16 protein-coding genes are annotated in these 18,239 nt (G+C 62.1%); 8 read left to right on the top strand and 8 right to left on the bottom strand.

Annotated elements, in window-relative coordinates:
- The first annotated feature begins 113 nt into the window (after positions 1-113).
- Complete coding sequence (locus tag ACR64R_RS28715; RefSeq protein ID WP_487359582.1) at positions 114-1,052, top strand: GHMP family kinase ATP-binding protein; 939 nt, start codon at positions 114-116, stop codon at positions 1,050-1,052.
- Complete coding sequence (locus tag ACR64R_RS28720; RefSeq protein WP_487359583.1) at positions 1,040-2,119, top strand: PLP-dependent cysteine synthase family protein; 1,080 nt, start codon at positions 1,040-1,042, stop codon at positions 2,117-2,119. Before ACR64R_RS28715 ends, ACR64R_RS28720 begins: the two co-directional genes overlap by 13 nt.
- Here the strand turns inward: ACR64R_RS28720 and ACR64R_RS28725 are convergent.
- The gene (locus tag ACR64R_RS28725) at positions 2,114-3,376 is read right to left on the bottom strand and encodes a threonine synthase (protein WP_487362573.1); all 1,263 of its coding nucleotides are present in this window, start codon (positions 3,374-3,376) and stop codon (positions 2,114-2,116) included. The two genes, ACR64R_RS28720 and ACR64R_RS28725, sit on opposite strands and share 6 nt — an antisense overlap.
- Before the next feature lie 201 nt (positions 3,377-3,577).
- On the opposite strand from ACR64R_RS28725, the gene ACR64R_RS28730 reads away from it, so the two are divergent.
- The 3 genes from ACR64R_RS28730 to ACR64R_RS28740 all read left to right on the top strand — a co-directional run bounded on the left by ACR64R_RS28730 (position 3,578) and on the right by ACR64R_RS28740 (position 5,423).
- The gene (locus tag ACR64R_RS28730; RefSeq protein WP_192250578.1) at positions 3,578-3,844 is read left to right on the top strand and encodes a helix-turn-helix domain-containing protein; all 267 of its coding nucleotides are present in this window, start codon (positions 3,578-3,580) and stop codon (positions 3,842-3,844) included.
- 169 nt (positions 3,845-4,013) lie between these two features.
- Complete coding sequence (locus tag ACR64R_RS28735; RefSeq protein ID WP_487359584.1) at positions 4,014-4,742, top strand: LuxR family transcriptional regulator; 729 nt, start codon at positions 4,014-4,016, stop codon at positions 4,740-4,742.
- Between the two features lie 66 nt (positions 4,743-4,808).
- Positions 4,809-5,423 carry an acyl-homoserine-lactone synthase gene (locus ACR64R_RS28740; RefSeq protein WP_487359585.1) on the top strand — a complete coding sequence of 205 codons (615 nt, stop codon included), beginning with the start codon at positions 4,809-4,811 and terminating at the stop codon, positions 5,421-5,423.
- A 428-nt stretch (positions 5,424-5,851) separates the two neighbouring features.
- Here ACR64R_RS28740 and ACR64R_RS28745 read toward each other — a convergent pair whose 3' ends face one another.
- Positions 5,852-6,307 carry a cupin domain-containing protein gene (locus ACR64R_RS28745; RefSeq protein WP_487359586.1) on the bottom strand — a complete coding sequence of 152 codons (456 nt, stop codon included), beginning with the start codon at positions 6,305-6,307 and terminating at the stop codon, positions 5,852-5,854.
- A 92-nt stretch (positions 6,308-6,399) separates the two neighbouring features.
- Positions 6,400-7,287 (bottom strand): class I SAM-dependent methyltransferase, encoded by an 888-nt coding sequence (locus ACR64R_RS28750; protein ID WP_487359587.1) that lies wholly within the window; start codon positions 7,285-7,287, stop codon positions 6,400-6,402.
- Between the two features lie 177 nt (positions 7,288-7,464).
- Here ACR64R_RS28750 and ACR64R_RS28755 point away from each other — a divergent pair, with 177 nt between their 5' ends.
- Positions 7,465-8,430, top strand: coding sequence for a cupin domain-containing protein (locus tag ACR64R_RS28755; RefSeq protein ID WP_487359588.1), 966 nt, complete (start codon positions 7,465-7,467; stop codon positions 8,428-8,430).
- Positions 8,431-8,984: 554 nt separating this feature from the next.
- Here the strand turns inward: ACR64R_RS28755 and ACR64R_RS28760 are convergent.
- The 4 genes from ACR64R_RS28760 to ACR64R_RS28775 are packed head-to-tail and all read right to left on the bottom strand — an operon-like array spanning position 8,985 to position 14,785.
- Positions 8,985-9,884: a DUF6671 family protein gene (locus ACR64R_RS28760; RefSeq protein WP_487359589.1), complete on the bottom strand. Its 900-nt coding sequence runs from the start codon at positions 9,882-9,884 to the stop codon at positions 8,985-8,987.
- Positions 9,881-10,777 carry a sulfate adenylyltransferase subunit CysD gene (cysD, locus tag ACR64R_RS28765; protein ID WP_487359590.1) on the bottom strand — a complete coding sequence of 299 codons (897 nt, stop codon included), beginning with the start codon at positions 10,775-10,777 and terminating at the stop codon, positions 9,881-9,883. Before cysD ends, ACR64R_RS28760 begins: the two co-directional genes overlap by 4 nt.
- Entirely contained in the window at positions 10,774-13,188 is a 2,415-nt protein-coding gene (locus tag ACR64R_RS28770) for a YbcC family protein (protein WP_487359591.1), read from the bottom strand. Before ACR64R_RS28770 ends, cysD begins: the two co-directional genes overlap by 4 nt.
- A 25-nt stretch (positions 13,189-13,213) precedes the next feature.
- Positions 13,214-14,785: a proton-conducting transporter transmembrane domain-containing protein gene (locus ACR64R_RS28775; protein ID WP_487359592.1), complete on the bottom strand. Its 1,572-nt coding sequence runs from the start codon at positions 14,783-14,785 to the stop codon at positions 13,214-13,216.
- Between the two features lie 102 nt (positions 14,786-14,887).
- Between ACR64R_RS28775 and ACR64R_RS28780 the strand changes: the two genes are divergently transcribed.
- Positions 14,888-15,787: a LysR family transcriptional regulator gene (locus ACR64R_RS28780; protein WP_487359593.1), complete on the top strand. Its 900-nt coding sequence runs from the start codon at positions 14,888-14,890 to the stop codon at positions 15,785-15,787.
- A gap of 406 nt (positions 15,788-16,193) precedes the next feature.
- On the opposite strand, the gene ACR64R_RS28785 is transcribed toward ACR64R_RS28780, so the two are convergent.
- Positions 16,194-17,105, bottom strand: coding sequence for a LysR family transcriptional regulator (locus ACR64R_RS28785; protein WP_487359594.1), 912 nt, complete (start codon positions 17,103-17,105; stop codon positions 16,194-16,196).
- A gap of 110 nt (positions 17,106-17,215) precedes the next feature.
- On the opposite strand from ACR64R_RS28785, the gene cuyA reads away from it, so the two are divergent.
- Positions 17,216-18,238, top strand: coding sequence for a D-cysteate sulfo-lyase (gene cuyA, locus ACR64R_RS28790; protein WP_487359595.1), 1,023 nt, complete (start codon positions 17,216-17,218; stop codon positions 18,236-18,238).
- Position 18,239: the final 1 nt, after the last annotated feature.

Consider the following 18,239-nt stretch of genomic DNA (forward strand, 5'->3'; position numbering starts at 1 on the left):
CCACCGGTCGGCTCGTTCGACAACAAGCCGTCAATACCTGAATTCCTTCAGGGCGGCCGTCAATCGTCCGCGTCATCTTCCCGCCCGGCGAGGAAAGCGTGGCGGGTAATAAAATGGCGTCGAGCGGAGATTTCGTCAGTCGTGAAGCGCCAAGGTCGTCGGTGGGAAAGGCCACGGCGATCGCGCATCACGGCGAACTCATTCAGGGCGTCTTCAAGGACGCTGGCGGGCGCCTCCACCGCGGGCTTGTAACGCTGCCGATTGCCGCGTTGAAATCTGAGGCGCACTTTGCCAGGAGCAACGGCGACGCCGTCGTCGTTCAGCCCGATCACAAGGTCAAGGCGTCGGCGGCCGCGCGGCTCACGCTTGATTTCTTGAATGTCACCGGCGGTGGCGAACTGACGCTGCACAGCGCCATCCCCGTCGGACACGGCTACGGGTCGTCGACGGCCGACGTCGTTGCTTCCATTCGCGCGGTCGCCGCGACCCTCAACGTCGAGCTGCGGCCCGCCAGCATCGGGCGACTTGCCGTTGCCGCCGAGCGCGCCAGCGATGCGATCGCCTTCGACGATCATGCGGTGCTGTTCGCGCAACGCGAGGGCAGGGTGATCGAGAATTTCGCAGGCTCCCTGCCGCCGCTACTCCTGGTCGGGTTCAAGGCAAATGGCGGCGCTCCGGTCGACACATTGCAACTTGCGCCCGCACGCTACGACAGCGCCGAGATCCAGGAATTCGGCGTGCTTCGGGCACTGGTGGCACGGGCCGTTCGCCTTCAGGATTCCTATCTTCTCGGACGCGCTGCCTCGGCGAGTGCCATGATCAGTCAACGGCATTTACCAAAGCAGGGTTTTGACGAGGTCGGCGAAATCGCCAGGCGAGCAGGGGCTTGCGGCGTGCAGGTCGCCCACAGCGGCTCGTTGTTTGGGCTGATCTTCGATCTTTTCACGCCAAACCTGAAACGGCGGGCGGCCCTGGTTGCGCAGCAAATAAGACGTGCCGGCTTCAAGGATGTCGAAGTCCATCTGGTCAATGCGGAGGGATGGACGTGGTGACCATCGACGCGGACTATTTCAGGGACCTTGAGACCCCGCGCATTGCGCGCCTGGGACCGAATCTCGTGGCGGCGGCTTTTCCGCTGATGAAGCTGATGCCGGCCCGCTACATTCTGGATCGAGCAGCGTCGGATGGCGAGCTGAAGGCAGGCTCCCATATTGTCGAGACGACGTCGGGCACGTTCGGCATGGCGGTCGCGCTCCTGGCGGCGGCGCGTGACTATCGCCTTACGCTCGTCACCGCTTCAACGCTGATCGATGCCAGATACAAAGCCCGCCTGCAGCGCATCGGCGCCACGGTCATCGCCCTTGACGATCCGCGTGGCGACGGCAATCAGCCTGGCCGACTGGAGCGTCTCCAGAAAATCCTGGCCAAGGAGCCGGACGGCTTCTGGACCCGCCAATACGACAGTCCGGGCAACTGGCTCGCCTATGCGCGGCTCGCCGAACTTTTCATCCGGACAGTTGGCAGGATTGACTGCCTGGTCGGCTGCGTCGGTACCGGCGGCTCGCTATGCGGCACCGCGTCCTTTTTGCGAACGGTCTTTCCGCATCTGACGGTGTTCGCCGTCGATACCCATCGCAGCGTCCTGTTCGGACAGCCCGTCGGCAAACGCATGCTGCGGGGCTTGGGCAACAGCGTACTTCCTAAGAATGTCAGGCATGAGCTTGTCGACGAGATCCATTGGGTCGGCGCCTACCCGGCTTACATGAGCGCGCATCGTTTGCTACGCGAGCACGGCATCTTCATGGGGCCAACCAGCGGCGCCGCCGCCCTGGTCGCGCAATGGGTTGCAACGACCCTTCCGGATGCGCAAGTGGCGGTCATCATGCCTGACGAAGGCCATCGCCATGCCGAGACTGTCTACAATGATGATTGGCTCACGGCCCTGCCTGGCTGGCCCTGCAAGGAACTGTCCGAGCCGAGGACGCTGACCACCATTGCACCGGCGGCGGAGACGCAGTGGACGCGCTTTCTTTGGCTGCGCCGTAGTCTCGATGATGTGCTGAAAACGCAGGCGGCAAGCGAAGTTCCGCCGGCTATTGGCGCGGCGGAAAATCTATGAAGCCAGATCCAGCCCGCTGTCGTCGAGCCAGCGCCAGGCGTCGTCCGTCGTACGGAAGATCCGATCGTGCTCGTTCGATCCGGCGGACCGATCGAGGTCCTTGAGACCGCTGGCTGTCACGACGGCCACGACGCGGTCCGTCGCTGCGATGACACCTTGGTCCTTCAATGTCGCTATCGCTATCAACGGAGTGACCGACGCCAGTTCGGCAAAGATCCCTTCGTCCCGCGCAAGGCGTTCCTGCATCGCGATCAGGCCGTGATTGCTGACGGGGACGGCGTGCCCGCCGGATTCGCGCAGCGCCTTCAGCGCCTGAAAGGTGCTTCGCGGCGTCCCGATCGATACGGCAAGGCTGTCGAAAAGCATTTTGCGTTCACTCAACGCATCGGCGCCGCTGGCCAGAGCGTCCGACAGCGAACCATGCACCTCGGCTGCGACGAGACGAGGCATACGCGTGATCGATCCTTGCGCGAACAGCTCGCAAAAGCCGGCCCATACGCCAGACAGGGCATCGCCGTAGCAGACCGGCAGGACGCACCAGTCTGGTGCCGTGCCATCCGATTGCTCGACGATCTCATAGGCAATCGTCTTGTAGCCCTCGATGCCGAGCGGATGGCTGCCGACGACCGGACCGTGATAGGGCGAGGCGATGAACCAGTCGTAGCGGGCCGCAGCCTGTTCAAGCAGTGACCATCGGTCCATTTTGCTGACCAAGGGCAGGACCGTCGCGCCATATTTTCGGATCTGCGCCAGCATCGCGCCGGCCGACCCCGCGAAAGTGGTGACGACGCATTTCAACCCCGCTCGGGCGGCGTAGGCGGCCAGCGAAGCGCCGGCGTTTCCCGATGAGGCAGTCGCGACGATTTTCGCGCCACGTGCGCGCGCCACGCTGACCGCGATCGTCGAGAAGCGGTCCTTGTGCGACCAGGTCGGGTTTCGGCCTTCGTCCTTGATTGCCAGGTCCGGCACCCCGAGAAACGCCCCGATCCGAGGGGCGGCGAGCAACGGCGTCAGGCCCTCGCCAAGGCTCACGGCCTCCTCGGCTCCGCAAGGCAGCATATGCGCAAAACGCCATAGCGAGGACGAACCTTTAGCGCCGGCCAGGGGGTCGGGCTGCGGGACCGCGTAGACCGGCCGAAGGTTCGCCGGCGCGGTGCCTTGGCAGCGCGCGCATCCCCTGGAGTCGATAGTGACGTCCGCAGGGGCGGAAGCGCCGCATCGGATGCAGACGAACTCCAGGACACGATTTGCGTCCACGCCAGGTTGCTTCTGCTCACCTGAGATATGCGCGGAAGTGTCGTGTGTGAGGTCGCGAAACGGCCGGCTCGCCATGGCTATTCCTTATCCAGGAAACGATGAATTCGCTTGTTGTTTCAACAGCCCGCAGCACGGCTGTCAATGCGGAATGTGCACTATAGTGTGTCGCACCATAGTGCGCGTCGTAGCATCCGTTGCTTGATGAAACTTCGCGGCGTTTTTGGTCTGAACGTGCAGCGGCTCCGGAGAGAAAGAAAACTCTCTCAGGAGCAGTTGTCTTTCGTTTCGGGCCGCACGCGCGCCTATATAAGCAGCGTCGAGGCCGGGCGTCGCAACGCCACGCTGGATACAGTCGAAATTTTGGCCAAGGCGTTGAATGTCGAGCCGCAAGAGTTGGTCTCGGCAAGCCCGGCAAATAAGCGAGCTATTCGGGTAACGAAACCGGCCGCTTCAAAGTCGACCGACTGACGCCAGACTTCCACATTGCAATGCTGGATTGATTTTCACTTATCTCTTCGTTGTGACACGGGATTGACTCCTTCAGTGTACATTCGACGCGTGTCCTATTGAAGATTGTGTCTAGACAGCCATAGGTTGTTCCGCGGGGTAGGGCCTGACTTTGGTTGAGGTCTGCCAAATGGAAAACGAAACGGTTGTCGACCTTTTTGCGACGATCACAAGGATCGATACTGCGCGGTCGGCCGATGCAATCCTTCAGGAGTTCCGCTCAGCCATGGAGCGCTATGGATTGCGCAATTTCCTGATCACCGGACTGCCTGTGCCGCACGGCACGGACTGGCAGCGTGAAATTCTTGCTGATGGCTGGTCTCCTGAATGGCATCGTCGCTATGTCACCGAGGAATATTTTCTGCACGATCCCTGTGTCGCCCAATGTCGGCGCTCGCCGGAGCCTTTCCGATGGGGCGAGCTGCCGGCCGCAAGGCTGTTCCCACGTGCGAAGCTGGTCATGGACGAGGCGGCCGAGTTCGGGATGAAAGAAGGCATCTGCGTCCCAATTCATGTCCCATTGGCCGGTCCAGGCGTCGTCACGATGGCGAGTGACCGGATGGAAGTTCCGGCAGGTGCCATGCCCCTTATCGAGACGCTTTGCGTGCATACCTTTCGAAGCCTCTCTGGGCTGGGCACACCGAGCGTTGGCGATGAGCCCACGCCCTTGACGGCGCGCGAGCGCGAGCTTCTGGAGTGGAGCGCGCAAGGCAAATCCACCGATGACATCGCTTGTATCCTCGGCCTTACCAGGAACACGGTTGAAAGCCATCAGCGCAACATTCGAGCAAAGCTCGACGCGATCAATGTCGCGCACGCCATCGTCAAGGCGCTGCGACGGCAGGAAATCCAGATTTAGCAATACCTGAATACCGTCATACGTACGGCAAGTTCGTTTTCTTACGACCCTCCGCCTGGAGGCGTCATGGTTCGTATACACCTGGTCACTTGGGATAACAGGAAGCACTACAGGAAAGTTCTGGAGCGCTACTTTCGGATACGGTACGACATTTACGTCAAGCAGAGGCGTTGGCGCGCCGTCGCAAGGCCCATCAACATCGAGATCGACGCCTTCGACCACGAGCATACGCTTTATGTTCTGGCGCTTGACACCAACGGCAAGATCGTAGGCGGCTCCCGTCTCGTGCCGACGCTGGAGCCGCATCTCATGAGCGAGGTCTTCCCCGGTCTCGCCGGCGGCACGCCTCCGAGAGCAGCTGAAATCTTCGAATGGACGCGTTTCTTCGTCGTTCCATCGCTTCGCACGCAAGGCGCTCCGTCGCCGATCGCAGGCTTCGTTCTTTGCGGTCTGCTCGAGACCGCTCAGCGTCTGGCGATCCGACAGATCAGTGTGGTGTGCGAGACATTCTGGCCAAAACGGCTGCGCGCGCTAGGCTGGACGCTGACCGAGCTCGGTGACGTTCTCGAACATCCCGACGGCGATATCATAGCATTGCTGATTGACGTCACGCCCGAGGCTGTTGAACAGACGCGCCGCGCGTACGGCATCACCGGCGTCATACTTGCGGACAATATCTAGCTGCCTCAAGCCGCCTGCAGGATCACGGGCTTGGTCGCGTCGGATGCTCCGGGCACGGCTCTGCCGCTCGAAAGTATACTCGCTAGTGTATTTTACATGATAGCCGGCTGGCCTCAATGATCAGCGCAAGCTGGAACGATGTCGAGCAGATCCAGAATATCCGGGCGGGCAGGCTGAATCCTCAAGGCTAACTTCAACGATGGTTCGGCATAGCTCCTCTTGTCTTCTTCGCTTCTCTAATGGCAAGGCCGCAACAGGTTTCCTCGGCTACCTCGGGCCGACTGCGGCCTCTAGAAGGCGTTACTCGAACCGCGCAATTCCGCAGTAGGAGACTAACGATCCGGCTTTGGTTGTGGCGATTGCAGAGTACGAACGAGGTCTCTGCGGGCAAGCCGCTTCCGGTCGACTTGCCCGTCATGTGCCTCGTTTTACTGGCTGGGATTGTCTGCCCTGTCGACGTAAGTGATGGCAAACGGGCCTTCGCCATGGAGCTGCACGATGGTGCGGCTCGTCGCCCAGGCATAGTGGTTCATATGAGCGGGTGCCATGCCGAAGCCGCCCCGCGTGAGATGGATGCCTTTGGCCTTGTCCAACTTGTCGCCCATGCCAATGTGAAAATCTCCAGAGATGACCGTCACGTACTCCGAGGAAGGGTGATTGTGCGCCGGGATTGCATAGCTCTTGGGCATGTCCAGACGGAGTACGAAAATACCAGGCTTTGAGGGATCGCCCGCCAGGACGGCCATCTTGGCGCCGGCCGGAAGGAACGACGGCGCGGGTCCCCATTTGATGGCATTGGTATTCACCGGCATCGGCATATCGTCCGCCATTACAGGGCTTGAGCCCACCAGCAATAGAAGCATTGCGGCGATGGATTTAAGCATCTTGGTTCTCCTTGGTTTCCCTGGCGCGCAGGGTCTGTTGAATCGACGAATTTTGTGGGACCCGCTGGAAGCAGGTGGTTGCTGTGTTGAATTCAGCTGCTAGTCCCGGCTTCACAGCGCTTTGCGGTGACGAGCCAGGAACTGGAACTCATCATCACGCCTTGCGGGCGCACGAACTGGCGAAGTTCATTGCTCAGCGCTTGGACGATCTCGTCATGCCGACGGGTGGCCTCGTCGCCGGCCTCGCGAACCACCTCGCCCGCCGGCCCGATCGCAAGCTGGAAAGCGACAGCCTCTTCGAGATCGCGTCCAACCATCACGTCCGCATCGACCCGCTCGAAGCCGATCTCGCAATAACCTGCAAGCTCCAACTGCTTGGTAACGACCTCGGGATCGGCCATTGAGAACGGACCTGGCCCACATGTTGCAGCGTATTGCCTCACCGGGGGCAAATAACGCAGGACGACCTCTTTGGAGAGCGTGAGCCAGGGATTGTCGGTCCGCCCGCGCCAGACGATCATCGTCATGGTGCCGCCAGGCCGCAACGCCCACTTCATGTTGCGAAGCCCTGCGACGGGGTTCTCGAAGAACTGCGTTCCAAACCTGGAGAAACACAGGTCGTATTTCGGCATGAATGCGCACGTCTCTACGTCAGCTGCGAGGAAGCTGACATTCGTCAGCCCGGCCGCCTTAGCATCTGCACGAGCAGTCTCGAGGAACAGGTTGCAGCAATCCATCCCAAGCACGTTGCCGTCCGGGCCAACTAGGCGCGCCAGCTCCAGCGACGTCTCACCCCATCCGCATCCGACATCCAATACCCTGTCGCCCTTTTGCAGCTGCAGCGCGGGGAAGACTTTGGCGCTGTGCTCACCCAACCCTCCAGCAAGGATATGCCGCCACGCGGTGAATTTTGGCGCTAAAACCGTGTTCCAGAAATCGACATACTGGCTGCTATACGCTGCTGGGATTTCAGCACTCATTTCGAAGCTCCGTTTTGCGAGGCGCCGCGACAATTCGGCTCCTGGGCGGGTTCGCCCGGATGAAAGGACGCCCCTGGCGGCTGTTTTGGTGGCAGGTGTATAGAAGGCTCGGGGGCTATTGCGAATGATCGCTTCGCCGAAACAACTGACCGATCGTCCAATCAGGAAGTATCGCAAATGGATCCGCTTTCGGATGTTCTGAGGTCGTTCAGGCTCACGGGCGGCGTGTTCCTAGACTCGCGTTTTACTGCCCCATGGTGCGTCGTGACTCGCCTTTCCGCCGAAGACTGCGGCCAGTACATGACCAACCCGTCCCTGATGATCGCCTATCACTTCGTTGTCCAAGGACGGGTCCTGATCACCGTCGAGGGCGAACCAGCTATGGAGGTGCGCGCCGGCGAAATTGTGCTTTTGCCTCGCAATGACCTGCACGTGCTGGGCAGCGACGCTTCGCTGCCTCCTACCAACGCGCGCAGTCTGATCCAGCCATCGGAAAATGGCGCGCTTGACCGCATATCGCATGGCGGCGGAGGAGAATTGACGCACATCTTTTGCGGCTTCTTGGGCAGCCAGGACCTATACAATCCGGTAATCGCCACATTGCCGAGAATTCTGAAGCTCGAGGTCCGGGAGGGGATGTCGCGCGAGTGGATCGACGCCTCCGTGAAGTTCGCCGCCGGCGAATTGATGCGCGGCAGGTTTGCTTCGTCCGACGTGATGTCGCGTCTATCCGAACTTCTGTTCGTTGAGGCAGTTCGACATTATTGCGCGAACGAAGCCGACCCTGGCACGGGCCTGCTAAAGGGTTTTCAGGATGCACGTATCGGTCGCGCGCTTGCGCTGATGCATCGCAACATAAGCGCGCCTTGGTCGGCTGAAACGCTTGCACGCGAAGTCTCTATGTCGCGCAGCGCATTCGCGGAGCGCTTCACCAGGCTGATGGGATTGCCACCAATCCGCTATCTTGCCTTGTGGCGGCTCCAGACAGCAAAGTCGGCGCTGCGTGAGGGCCGCACGACGATCGGCCAGTTGGCTTATTCCGTAGGCTACGAGTCGGAGGAAGCATTCAGCCGTGCATTCAAGCGAGAATTCGGCCTGCCGCCGGCGCGGTGGCGGGACCAACAATCTGCACCTTCGGCTTGAAAAACCTGCATGGCGAGGCAAGTGGGAAGAGGGCGGGCAAGCCGCGATTGCTGTTACAGCCGCTTCAGATCCGGTCGGCAGTCAACTGCGACTCCCACCCGACCTCTCCAGGCAAGTCCCCGCCGTCGTCGTCATGCCGACCGGCACCGGCAAGACTGAGACCATACTCGAGCTCAATGCCCCATTAGCGATTCGATTGACTGCCAGTGGTCGTGCCAATAGACGCCCTGCGCGAGCAGATAGCCGGCAATTTCGAGACCTTCGGCGTCCTCAGGCAACAGCGATGCCTAGAGCCTCTGCGGCCTTCCCGCTCGCAGCTTTCCATATTCCAGCGCGTCCGGCGGAGGTCGATGAAATCGTCGACAGCGCCAATCTCGTCCTATCCGAACGATGCTAGCAACCGGCCGACAGCGCAGCATCGGACGGCCCGCGAGTTCTGCTTCGGCCTCTTTGAGAACGACTACTCTTGCCATCACAGTCTTATGGCGACGCAGTTCGGCGCCATCGGACCAATCGAATGAATCGTATTGCTAAACGCATCCACTTTTCACGGGTCACGGGTTGCAGAGCGGGCAATGCCCGGGATCGGCATAGAGGCGTGCATCAAGCCGAGGCTTGTTCTCACGATGCCCGCAGGTCAGGCAGCCGAAAACCCGGTGGCGGACCATGATACTTGGGGAGCCACAATCTTCGCACGGCAAACCGGCCTCGACGTCAACCTGGCCGTAACCCGGCATCGCGCAGGCCGGGCATAGCGACGCAACCCGCTCGGCAAAGGCTGCCGCCAGTCGGCCAATCGATCCCATCCGTGTCGGGTTCATGTGAGCACGCATATCGGTTTGCACGAGCGCGCGCCCGTCACGCGAAAGCGCTGCGCATTTTGATATCGACAGTGCCAGATCGGCCTTCTTGCGCAGGCCCTTATAGATAGGGCCGGCTTTGACACCAGGTTCGGCAGCCTTCACGATTACGGCATGTTCGGGGAACCTGATACGGTGAAGAAAGACGACTATGTCATCGATCGTTTGCGCATGGGCATGGCAATAGACCGGGGCATCCTCGACCAGATATTCAGATATGACAATGCCCCTAGCGTCGTCAACGAGCGCCATGAGTTCGATACCGCCTGTTGCGAAGGGAATTTGGGGGTGGGGGCCATAGCTGCCTTCGCTGGCGATCCCGATCGGCAATCCGGTCGCCGCCATGCCGAGCCTGGCCTTGGCGAATGCCGCCTCACGAATGGTTCCGGCACGCGGGATATCGCCGGCAAACGTTCCGAGGACGTCGGTGTCCAAATTCGGCGCTACCCCGAGGATGAGGCCAAGCCGTTCGAGCAGGGCCGGCGCGATCACCGCCTCCTTGCCATGCATGGTCGCAAGCACGGCGCGGTGGCCGGCATAGGGTGAGGGACGACTGAGGTCAGAGATGCCTCGCGCCGTGTCGCTAATGTTCAAAAATAGCCCTCCCGCTTCGAGCGTTCGAGTGATCCTGCGTCACCGATGCGGCCGCGACGCTCGGAGGAATGCGCGGTCAGGGTCTCCGCCACAACGTCGGTGATCGTCAGCGCATGTGAAGGCTCTGCCGCCGTGACGGGCCAGCATCCGAGCGTCCGGAAGCGAACCGTTTCGGGCTGCGCTTCTTCGCCGTTTCTCCAACGCATGCGCGAGGGATCATCAACCACGATGCGCATCCCGTCGCGCAGGACCACGGGGCGCTCGCGGGCCAGATAAAGTGGAACAAGTTCAATTTCGCGAAGCAGGATGTAGATCCACACATCCCGCTCGGTCCAATTGGAGAGCGGGAAGGCGCGAATTGTTTGCCCGGCGCAAAGCCTCCAATTGAAGCAACGCCATAGTTCCGGGCGCTGCGAACGTGGCTCCCAACCATGGCTGGCGCTGCGCACTGAGACGATCCGCTCTTTGGCGCGGCTCGCCTCCTCGTCGCGTCGCGCGCCGCCGAAGACAACATCAAACCCAGCCGCCGTCAGAGCCTGAGTTAGAGCCCCGGTTCGCATCGTCGTTGTGTAATAATCGAGATGATCGAACGGATTGATCCCCTGTGCACGACCCTGTTCATTCGCGTGAACCAGCAATCGAAAACGGTGCTTGGTCGCGAAACTGTCGCGGAAGGCCAAGACATCAGCGAATTCCCATGTCGAGTCGATGTGTAGAAGCGGCAGCGGAGGTGGAGCCGGGTAAAACGCACGCAGCACGATGTGGGCAAGGACCGTTGAATCCTTCCCACCTGAAAAAAGCAGGACGGGATTGCGGGCTTCGGCCACGCCCTCGCGCAGGATGTGGATCGCTTCTGCTTCGAGTGCCGCGAGATGGGCGGGAAGAGGTCTCACGCTCTCACCGGCTGCCGTTGCGTCGCCTGCTCCCAGCGTCCGCCGCCGGTGTACCGCCAGGCCATGCGGCCCTCGCCGTCCATAGCGAAGAGATACAGCCAACGATTGTCGAACAGGGCGCGGACATTAGCATGACGTTCCAGGATACCAGCGATCGCCTCGCGAGGAGCCTCGATCAAGATGGAAAGGCGCAGCGGTTCATGCATTAGCCGCTCGCCGTCGTGAACGGACTGCCATGGCAGCCCCGTCCGCAGAACGCCACCATTGCCTTCGACCACGCCGATGCCGCCGGTGACGTTGTGCAGCAACTTGTTGCCAGATCCGAAAACGTCGGGTGCCACGGTCGATCCATAGTATTGCAAGCTGATCCAGCTGGCGACGACGACCGGCGCGGTGAGGATCAGTTCAAGCACGCCATAACCCTCGTCCCGCCGCCAATCATAGTCGTGGAGGAAGGCTCGTCCTGCCAGGTCGCGCCCGGCAGTACGCGAGCGGGGCGCCGCGACGAAAGCCTGGCAGCCAGCGAGCGCCCATTCCGGGCGAAGCTCCGCCCAGTCCCTGGCGCGGCGCGCAATGTCCGCCTCGCCCGCGGCCCGGGGAAGGCGCAGCGCGCGCTCCGCGCGCGCCAGGCTTCCTGCCACTGCCAGCCAGTGGTTGGCCCGTTCCAGGTCCGGGGCATGGTCCAAGGTCGGATGATCCGCGGCATAGATCGTGACCTTGTCGGTGGTGGTGTCGTGCAGCGCGCCGAGGAATAAGGTATCGTGCGGAATGGCGATGCCGCGGGCGGCAAGACCTGTGCGCAAATCGGCGTCGTTAAGCAGCGAGGCGAGCAGCCGGGCGTTCACCTCGCCTGAGTATCCGCCGCAGGCGCCACAATTCAGCGCGCTGGCGTTTGGATTGTTGACTACGTTTGCGCCGTGTCCGGCAAGAAGGACGAGCCGCGCGAAACCATTGGTAAGCGACATCGCCTTCAGCACGCCCTCCGCCATCGACAGCCGGGTGTCGAGGTGGAGCATTTCGGCCGGGCGCGGCGCCGGGTCGTCCGGCGCCGGCGAGCGTGCCAGCCCCAAGCCGTCGCGCAGGAGCTTGCCGATATAGAGAGGCCCGGCGGCCTCGACGAAGGCGAACGAGGAGATAGCCGCCAGCTTGAAGCGACCCCAGGCGCGTTTCGCACGTGCCCTGATCCGCGCCGCCTGATCCGCCTTCTCGGCTGCCGGCGTTGGCTCTCCCGTGCAGGTGAAGACAGCCGGCTTCAACAGCACGGGCAGCCGCGCCTCAATCACGTCGGAGGCGAAGCGGCGATGGCCGATGCCCATGCCGAAGAAGCCAGCAAAGCCAGATGTCTGGATGCGGGGATCAAGGCTTTCGAGCGCTCGGCGAAAAACTTCCGACCGCACGTCGATGCAGAAGGCCACCTGGAGGGCAGGGCGAGCGTGCTTCCGCAAAGCGGTGTGCGGGCCGGCTAGCAGGTCCTGGAGGCGCCGCTGGGCGGCGCGCTCGGCCGCCTCCTGGAGGATGGCATCCACAATGTCCCCAGGCGTGGCAGAAATGGGCTCGGCGTAGGCTGCAACCGTCGCTCGCCACTGTGAGGTCAAGGCGGCCCCATATTGCCGCAGGATCGCAGCATCCCAGACGGCGCGGATGGCGAGAAGCTCGGCGAGTGCGGCATCAACCGAGCCGCCCAGCTCCGCCTGCCAGAGCCGATGGCGCGCGACCTGGCTCCAGCCGCCAAGACCGGTCAGGAGCCGGTGGAAGTAGCTTTCCAGCGCAGCTTCGCTAAGGCCGAGTCGCCCTGCGGCCCTGACCAGCGCCTCTGGCGCGGTAGAGGGCTCCTCCGCTACGCTCCGCGCGAAGCCTGTCAGGCCTGCGATCTCCGGCGTCAGGTCATGGGTCGCGACATTGCGCCAAGCCGCAAAAGCGCCGCCCGCCTGCGCGCCGGCCCAGAGAGCCTGACCTTGATCGAAATAGGCCGAGGCCCAGTGTCCGATTCGATCGTTGACGATAGTCGGCCAGTCGATCGACGTCACATCGCGCGCGAGTTCCGCAACGGTCGGTAACGCGCGCGGGGATGGAGTTTGGGCCTTGGCGGCCCGCTTGAGGTCAGCGACCGTCTTCGGTCCAGCTCCTGCGGGGGCGGCCTCGAGGGCGGCCTCCAGATCCGCGTCTGAAATCTCGCCCGACCGCATTTTCCCGGCATACCAGGCCCGCGGCATCGTCAATGCGGCGCCGGCGGTCCGTTGCAGGCGCGCCGAAGCCGTCGCGAGTGGCTCGCCCGTCTGGCCCAGGAACGGGTTGACAGCGACGCTCGAGGCGAGCGGCCAGAGGGGAGGAATGGCGCGCATTGCGCGATTTGCCACCTCGAAGATCTCTACGGGAGGTAGGAACGGCGCTTTCATAGGGGTCACCTGCATCGGCGTTGTCCTTGGTCTTGCCGGGTCACAACGCCTTGCGCACGGCCCAGCCGCCCAGCATGCGATCGATTATTGCGTTGACGTAGAGTCCGTTGGAAAGGTGTACCCGCAGGCCTTCAGCGGCTGGGTGCGAGGCCCATAGTGGGAGAAGCGCCTGCGCCAGTGCGACAAGGCCAAAGCTCAGCACAGCCAGCGCCATCAGGGTCCACTCAAGCCGGCCAGGCGCCGGCGTCGCCGGCAAGACGCCTGCCGTCAGCCATTCGGCCCCTGTCTGGAGCGTAAAGTAGCCGACCGCGGCGGCGCAGGCGTAGAGTGCGGTCCTGCGCGTCAGTGGCCGTGGTGCGGTATCGGCGAACCCCTGGGCCAGGAGATAGGCGACACCGAAGATCAGAATGGCGCCGAGCGCAAACGCCTGAGGCGATTTGTGTTCGAACCCGAAGGCGACACCGAACGCCGTGCCAATGACGGCATAGATCGCTATCGCGATCAGGAAGGCACGGCGCACCGCAGACCCGCCCGGCACGGCGACAGGCCCCGGCCGCCGTATCGCGGCAACCTGCTCCACCGCCCCGCCGGAGGCTAGAAAGGCATGCGCCTTGTAGAGCGAGTGGGCGACGATGTGGAGTAACGCCAGCGGGAACAGCGCCAGGCCGCACTGCAAAATCATGAAACCCATCTGAGCCACCGTCGACCAGGCCAGCGAGGTCTTGACCGCAGGTTGCGTCAGCATGACCAGAGCGCCGAAAAGCGCCGTGAAGCCACCGAGGATCGCGAGTCCGGCGAGCACGCCAGGTGCGGTCAACATCACGTCGGCAAACCGGATCAGCAGGAAGCCGCCCGCATTGATCACCCCGGCATGGAGCAGGGCGGAGACTGGCGTCGGCGCCTCCATGACCTCAGTGAGCCAGCCATGCGTCGGGAACTGAGCCGACTTTAGCACCGCGGCAAGCGCCAGCAGCGCCGCTGCCGTTACAGAGAGCGTGGATCTCTGGCCGTCCACGGCGCGCGCATTGATCGTGGCGATGTCGGCCGTGCCGAAATGGAGCGCCAGCGCGACGCAAGCAAGAATGAGGCAGCCGGCGCCAAAGGTGGAGAAGAGCCGCTTCTTGCGCGCAGCGCGCTGGGCCGCCACGCGCTCGGGATAGAAGAGAAGGAGGCGATGGAGGGCGAGGCTGGTCGCGATCCATGCGGCAACGAGTTGAATGAGATTGCCACCCTGAACAAGAAGGAGGACGGATGCCAGAGCCGCGCACAACAAGCCCGTGAAGGCCCCCTGCCGCGCCTCTCCGTCCAGATACGTGCGCGCATAGCGCACCACAATCCAGCCGACGAAGGCGACAAGGAGCATCATCGTGGCGCTGACCGCGTCGAGTCTCACGGACAGTCCGAAGCCGCTCCCTCCGATAAGCGGGCTGTCCCCGGCTCCGTGCAGGACCAGGACGACGAGCGAGGCGATTGCGATCAGCAGCGCGCCTAGCGCGGCGAGCTCCGCGAGCGTCGGGACGAGAGCGGGACGACGACCGTTGCGAGCGAGCCCGAACACGGCGGCACCCAGCAGCAGGAGAGGCGCGGAAAGCGGAAGCAAGTATGGTGACAAGGCAATCCCCTTGGATCGATGATCGTCGGGGTCGGATATCAAAGGGCGTGATCGGACAAAAATTCATTGTTAGACAAAAATCGTTCGCTAAAATCGAACGGTATGACACCGCTTAACTACAACCACCTGCGCTACTTCTGGGCCGTCGCGCATGACGGCAACCTGACACGCACGGCCGAGCGCCTGAACCTGACGCAGTCCGCGCTATCGGTGCAGATACGCAAGCTCGAGCAACGCCTCGGCCACCCGCTTTTCGAACGTCGGGGACGGCAATTGCACCTGACGGAAGCGGGACAGATCGTTCTCGACCATGCCGATGCGATCTTCGCGACCGGCGACGAGCTCTTGGGCACGCTACGTCAATCGGGTGTCGTGAGGCAGGCGCTTCGCGTCGGCTCGCTCGCCACACTGTCGCGCAACTTCCAGATGGAGTTCCTCAGGCCGGTTCTTGGCCGCGCCGATATCGATCTCATTTTACGCTCTGGCAGCGCAGGTGAACTGTTGCGCGCGCTGGAGGCGCTCAGTCTCGACGTCGTCCTGCTCAATCAGGCGCCGGCAGCCGACGCCCTCACGCCGCTCGTCACACATCGCCTGGCCGAGCGTTCCGTCAGCCTGGTGGGCACACCGGACCGCCTGGCCGACGATGAAAACCTGGCCGATCGATTGCGCAGGCACCCGATCATCCTGCCGACACTGGAGAGCAGCGTGCGCGCCGGTTTCGACGCTCTCGCCGATCGCCTCGGGGTCAGGCCGCAGATCGTGGCCGAAGTCGAGGACATGGCCATGATGCGCCTGCTCGCGCGCGAGGATATAGGGCTTGCCGTTCTTCCGCCGATCGTGGTCAAGGACGAGATCGCTGGCGGCGTCCTGGTCGCCGGCGATCCGCTGCCAGGCATCGTGGAGACGTTTCATGCAGTCACCAGGGCTCGGCGATTTCCCAATCCGTTGGTGCGGCTGCTGCTTGAGCGGACGAGCGCGCGCGGCGCAGAGGAAACCGAATAGCCGCGCTTATCACCGATGAAACATCGGCGACGCGCCCCAGGGGCAGTAAGTGATCGGTCCTCGCCTGGGGCGACTAAGGACTGCGGCGGGCGTGCGGATCACTGTAGAGCGCGATTTGGGCCGAGCCCCGGCTGTAATCCAAGTCGCCCCGCTTTTCGTAAAAATTGCCCGGCATCATCCATACAGGAGTGGCGTCGGGACGCAGCAACAAGCTGTGCTCGGCTGCCAAAACTGAAGCTCTTAGAATTTCGTGCGGCTAGGAGCTTTGGCGGCACGTGTCGGCGCAAATACCGACCCGCGCTCTATGGCATTTGTACTTACGTTCCTGTCAGAACGCCGGAACGTTCCCTTCTCTAGCTTGCAGCCTCGCAATCGCAAAGATGTGAAGCTCGCCTTGATCCTCAGTTTAGCCACTCGACCCTGGGGGGCGACCGGTGATTTGCGACCAGACGGCACTGGTGACCGGGCCTGATGTTCCTGACAGCCTCACAGCGGTGATTTCCAGCGGGCAGGAAAGCAGCTTGGTGGAGAGGTCAATCACCGCACCGTCCTTGATCCGCTGTATGGCAAGCGATTCCGGCACCCAGGCCACTGCAATTCCGACGGTCGCCATCTCAAGCGCGGCAAGGGTCAATGCGGTCTCGGCTATTGGGATCAGTCTTGTCTCGTCCCCCAACCGCGGGAGGATCAGTCGGCCCATAATACTGCCAAAGAACACGTCGCTCGGATAGGCGATGTAGGGCAGCTCATCTTGTGCAATTCCAACAGGCAATTCGCTCAGCGCACGCGCATCCAAGACAGGGATCAATCGGTCGAAGCCTATTGTTGCCGATTCGACATATCCGGCGCTGATGGGGTGATCCTCTCCGGGCACGCGATAGATAATTGCAATATCGGCCTGACGCGACAACAACAGGCCGACGCATTCGTCGAGGTTGGCCGAACGTAAGCGAACATGAATGGTCTCGTTGTGAAGCCGCAACTGCTTGAGAATATGCGGCGTCATTGCAGTGGTGAGCGAGTGCTGGCTTGCAAGGACGACCCTGTTGGAGGCAGTTCGCGCATCAAGCTTGAGATCCAGCACAAGCTGGCGAAGTTCCACCGCAAGCCTTTGGATTTGGTCGCGCTTGTCGGCCATTGTCGGGCGCAGTTGCACTGGCTTGCGCGTCCGGTCGAACAATTCGGTTCCGACATGATCCTCGATATTCTGGATCCTTCGAGAGAAGGCCGATTGTGTCAGGAACCGCCGCTCCGCCGCCTCGTGGAAGGAACCGGTTTCGGCCACGGCCAGCAGATCCTCGAGCCATTCAAGGCGCATACCACCTCCCTTAGATGCAATCTTTGCATCTTACGTGGAGAATTTCGAATTTGCACGCGGGCTTTTTGTCATGCGAGTGTCGCATTATTCAAGTTCCGAAGGTCGTTGACATGAATCTTGCTCGTTTCCCGCGCGTCTTCCTGGCGCATCTGCCGACCCCACTCGAAAAGCTTGATCGGCTGAGCCGGGAGCTTGGCGGGCCCGAACTGTGGATCAAGCGCGATGACTGCACGGGCCTGTCGACGGGCGGCAACAAGACCCGCAAGCTTGAATTCCTGATGGCTGAAGCGCAGGCCATGGGGGCCGACATGGTCATGACGCAGGGCGCCACTCAGTCAAATCACGCCCGACAGACTGCGGCGTTCGCGGCAAAGCTTGGCATGGGCTGTCACATCCTTCTCGAGGACCGTACCGGATCGAATGACGAAAACTACAACAGCAACGGCAATGTGTTGCTTGACCATCTGCATGGAGCCACCACGTCGAAGCGCGTCGGCGGGTCCGACATGCAGGCCGAGATGGAGGCGCTGGCAGAGCAACTGCGCGGCGAGGGGCGAAAAGTATACGTTATTCCGGGTGGCGGCTCCAATCCGACCGGTGCGCTCGGTTATGTGAACTGCGCCTTCGAGTTGCTGATGCAAGCAAATGACCGAGGTCTGGTCGTCGACCATATCCTTACTGCTACCGGCAGTGCGGGCACCCAGGCGGGTTTGGTCACCGGGCTGAAGGCGATCAATGCAAACATACCACTGACCGGCATCGGGGTGCGCGCACCCAAGCAAAAGCAGGAAGAGAGTGTCTACCATCTGGCCCTGAAGACTGCCGAAAAGCTCGGATGCCCTGGCGTCGTGACGCGGGCCGATGTGGTCGCCGACAGCGACTTTGTCGGTCAGGGCTATGGTATCCCCCGAGAGGACACACTGGAGGCGATACGAATGTTCGCCCAGTTGGAAGGCATTCTTCTCGATCCAGTCTATTCCGGCAAAGGCGCTGCCGGTCTGATCGACTACTGCCGCAAGGGCAGGTTCAAGAAGGGTGAGCGGGTGGTCTTCCTGCATACCGGCGGATCGGCCGCGCTCTTCGGCTACAACGCGGTGTTTGCGGACGATCAGACCAGGCTGGCGGCGGAGTAGC

This window comes from Mesorhizobium sp. MC2-1-1, from assembly GCF_057597255.1.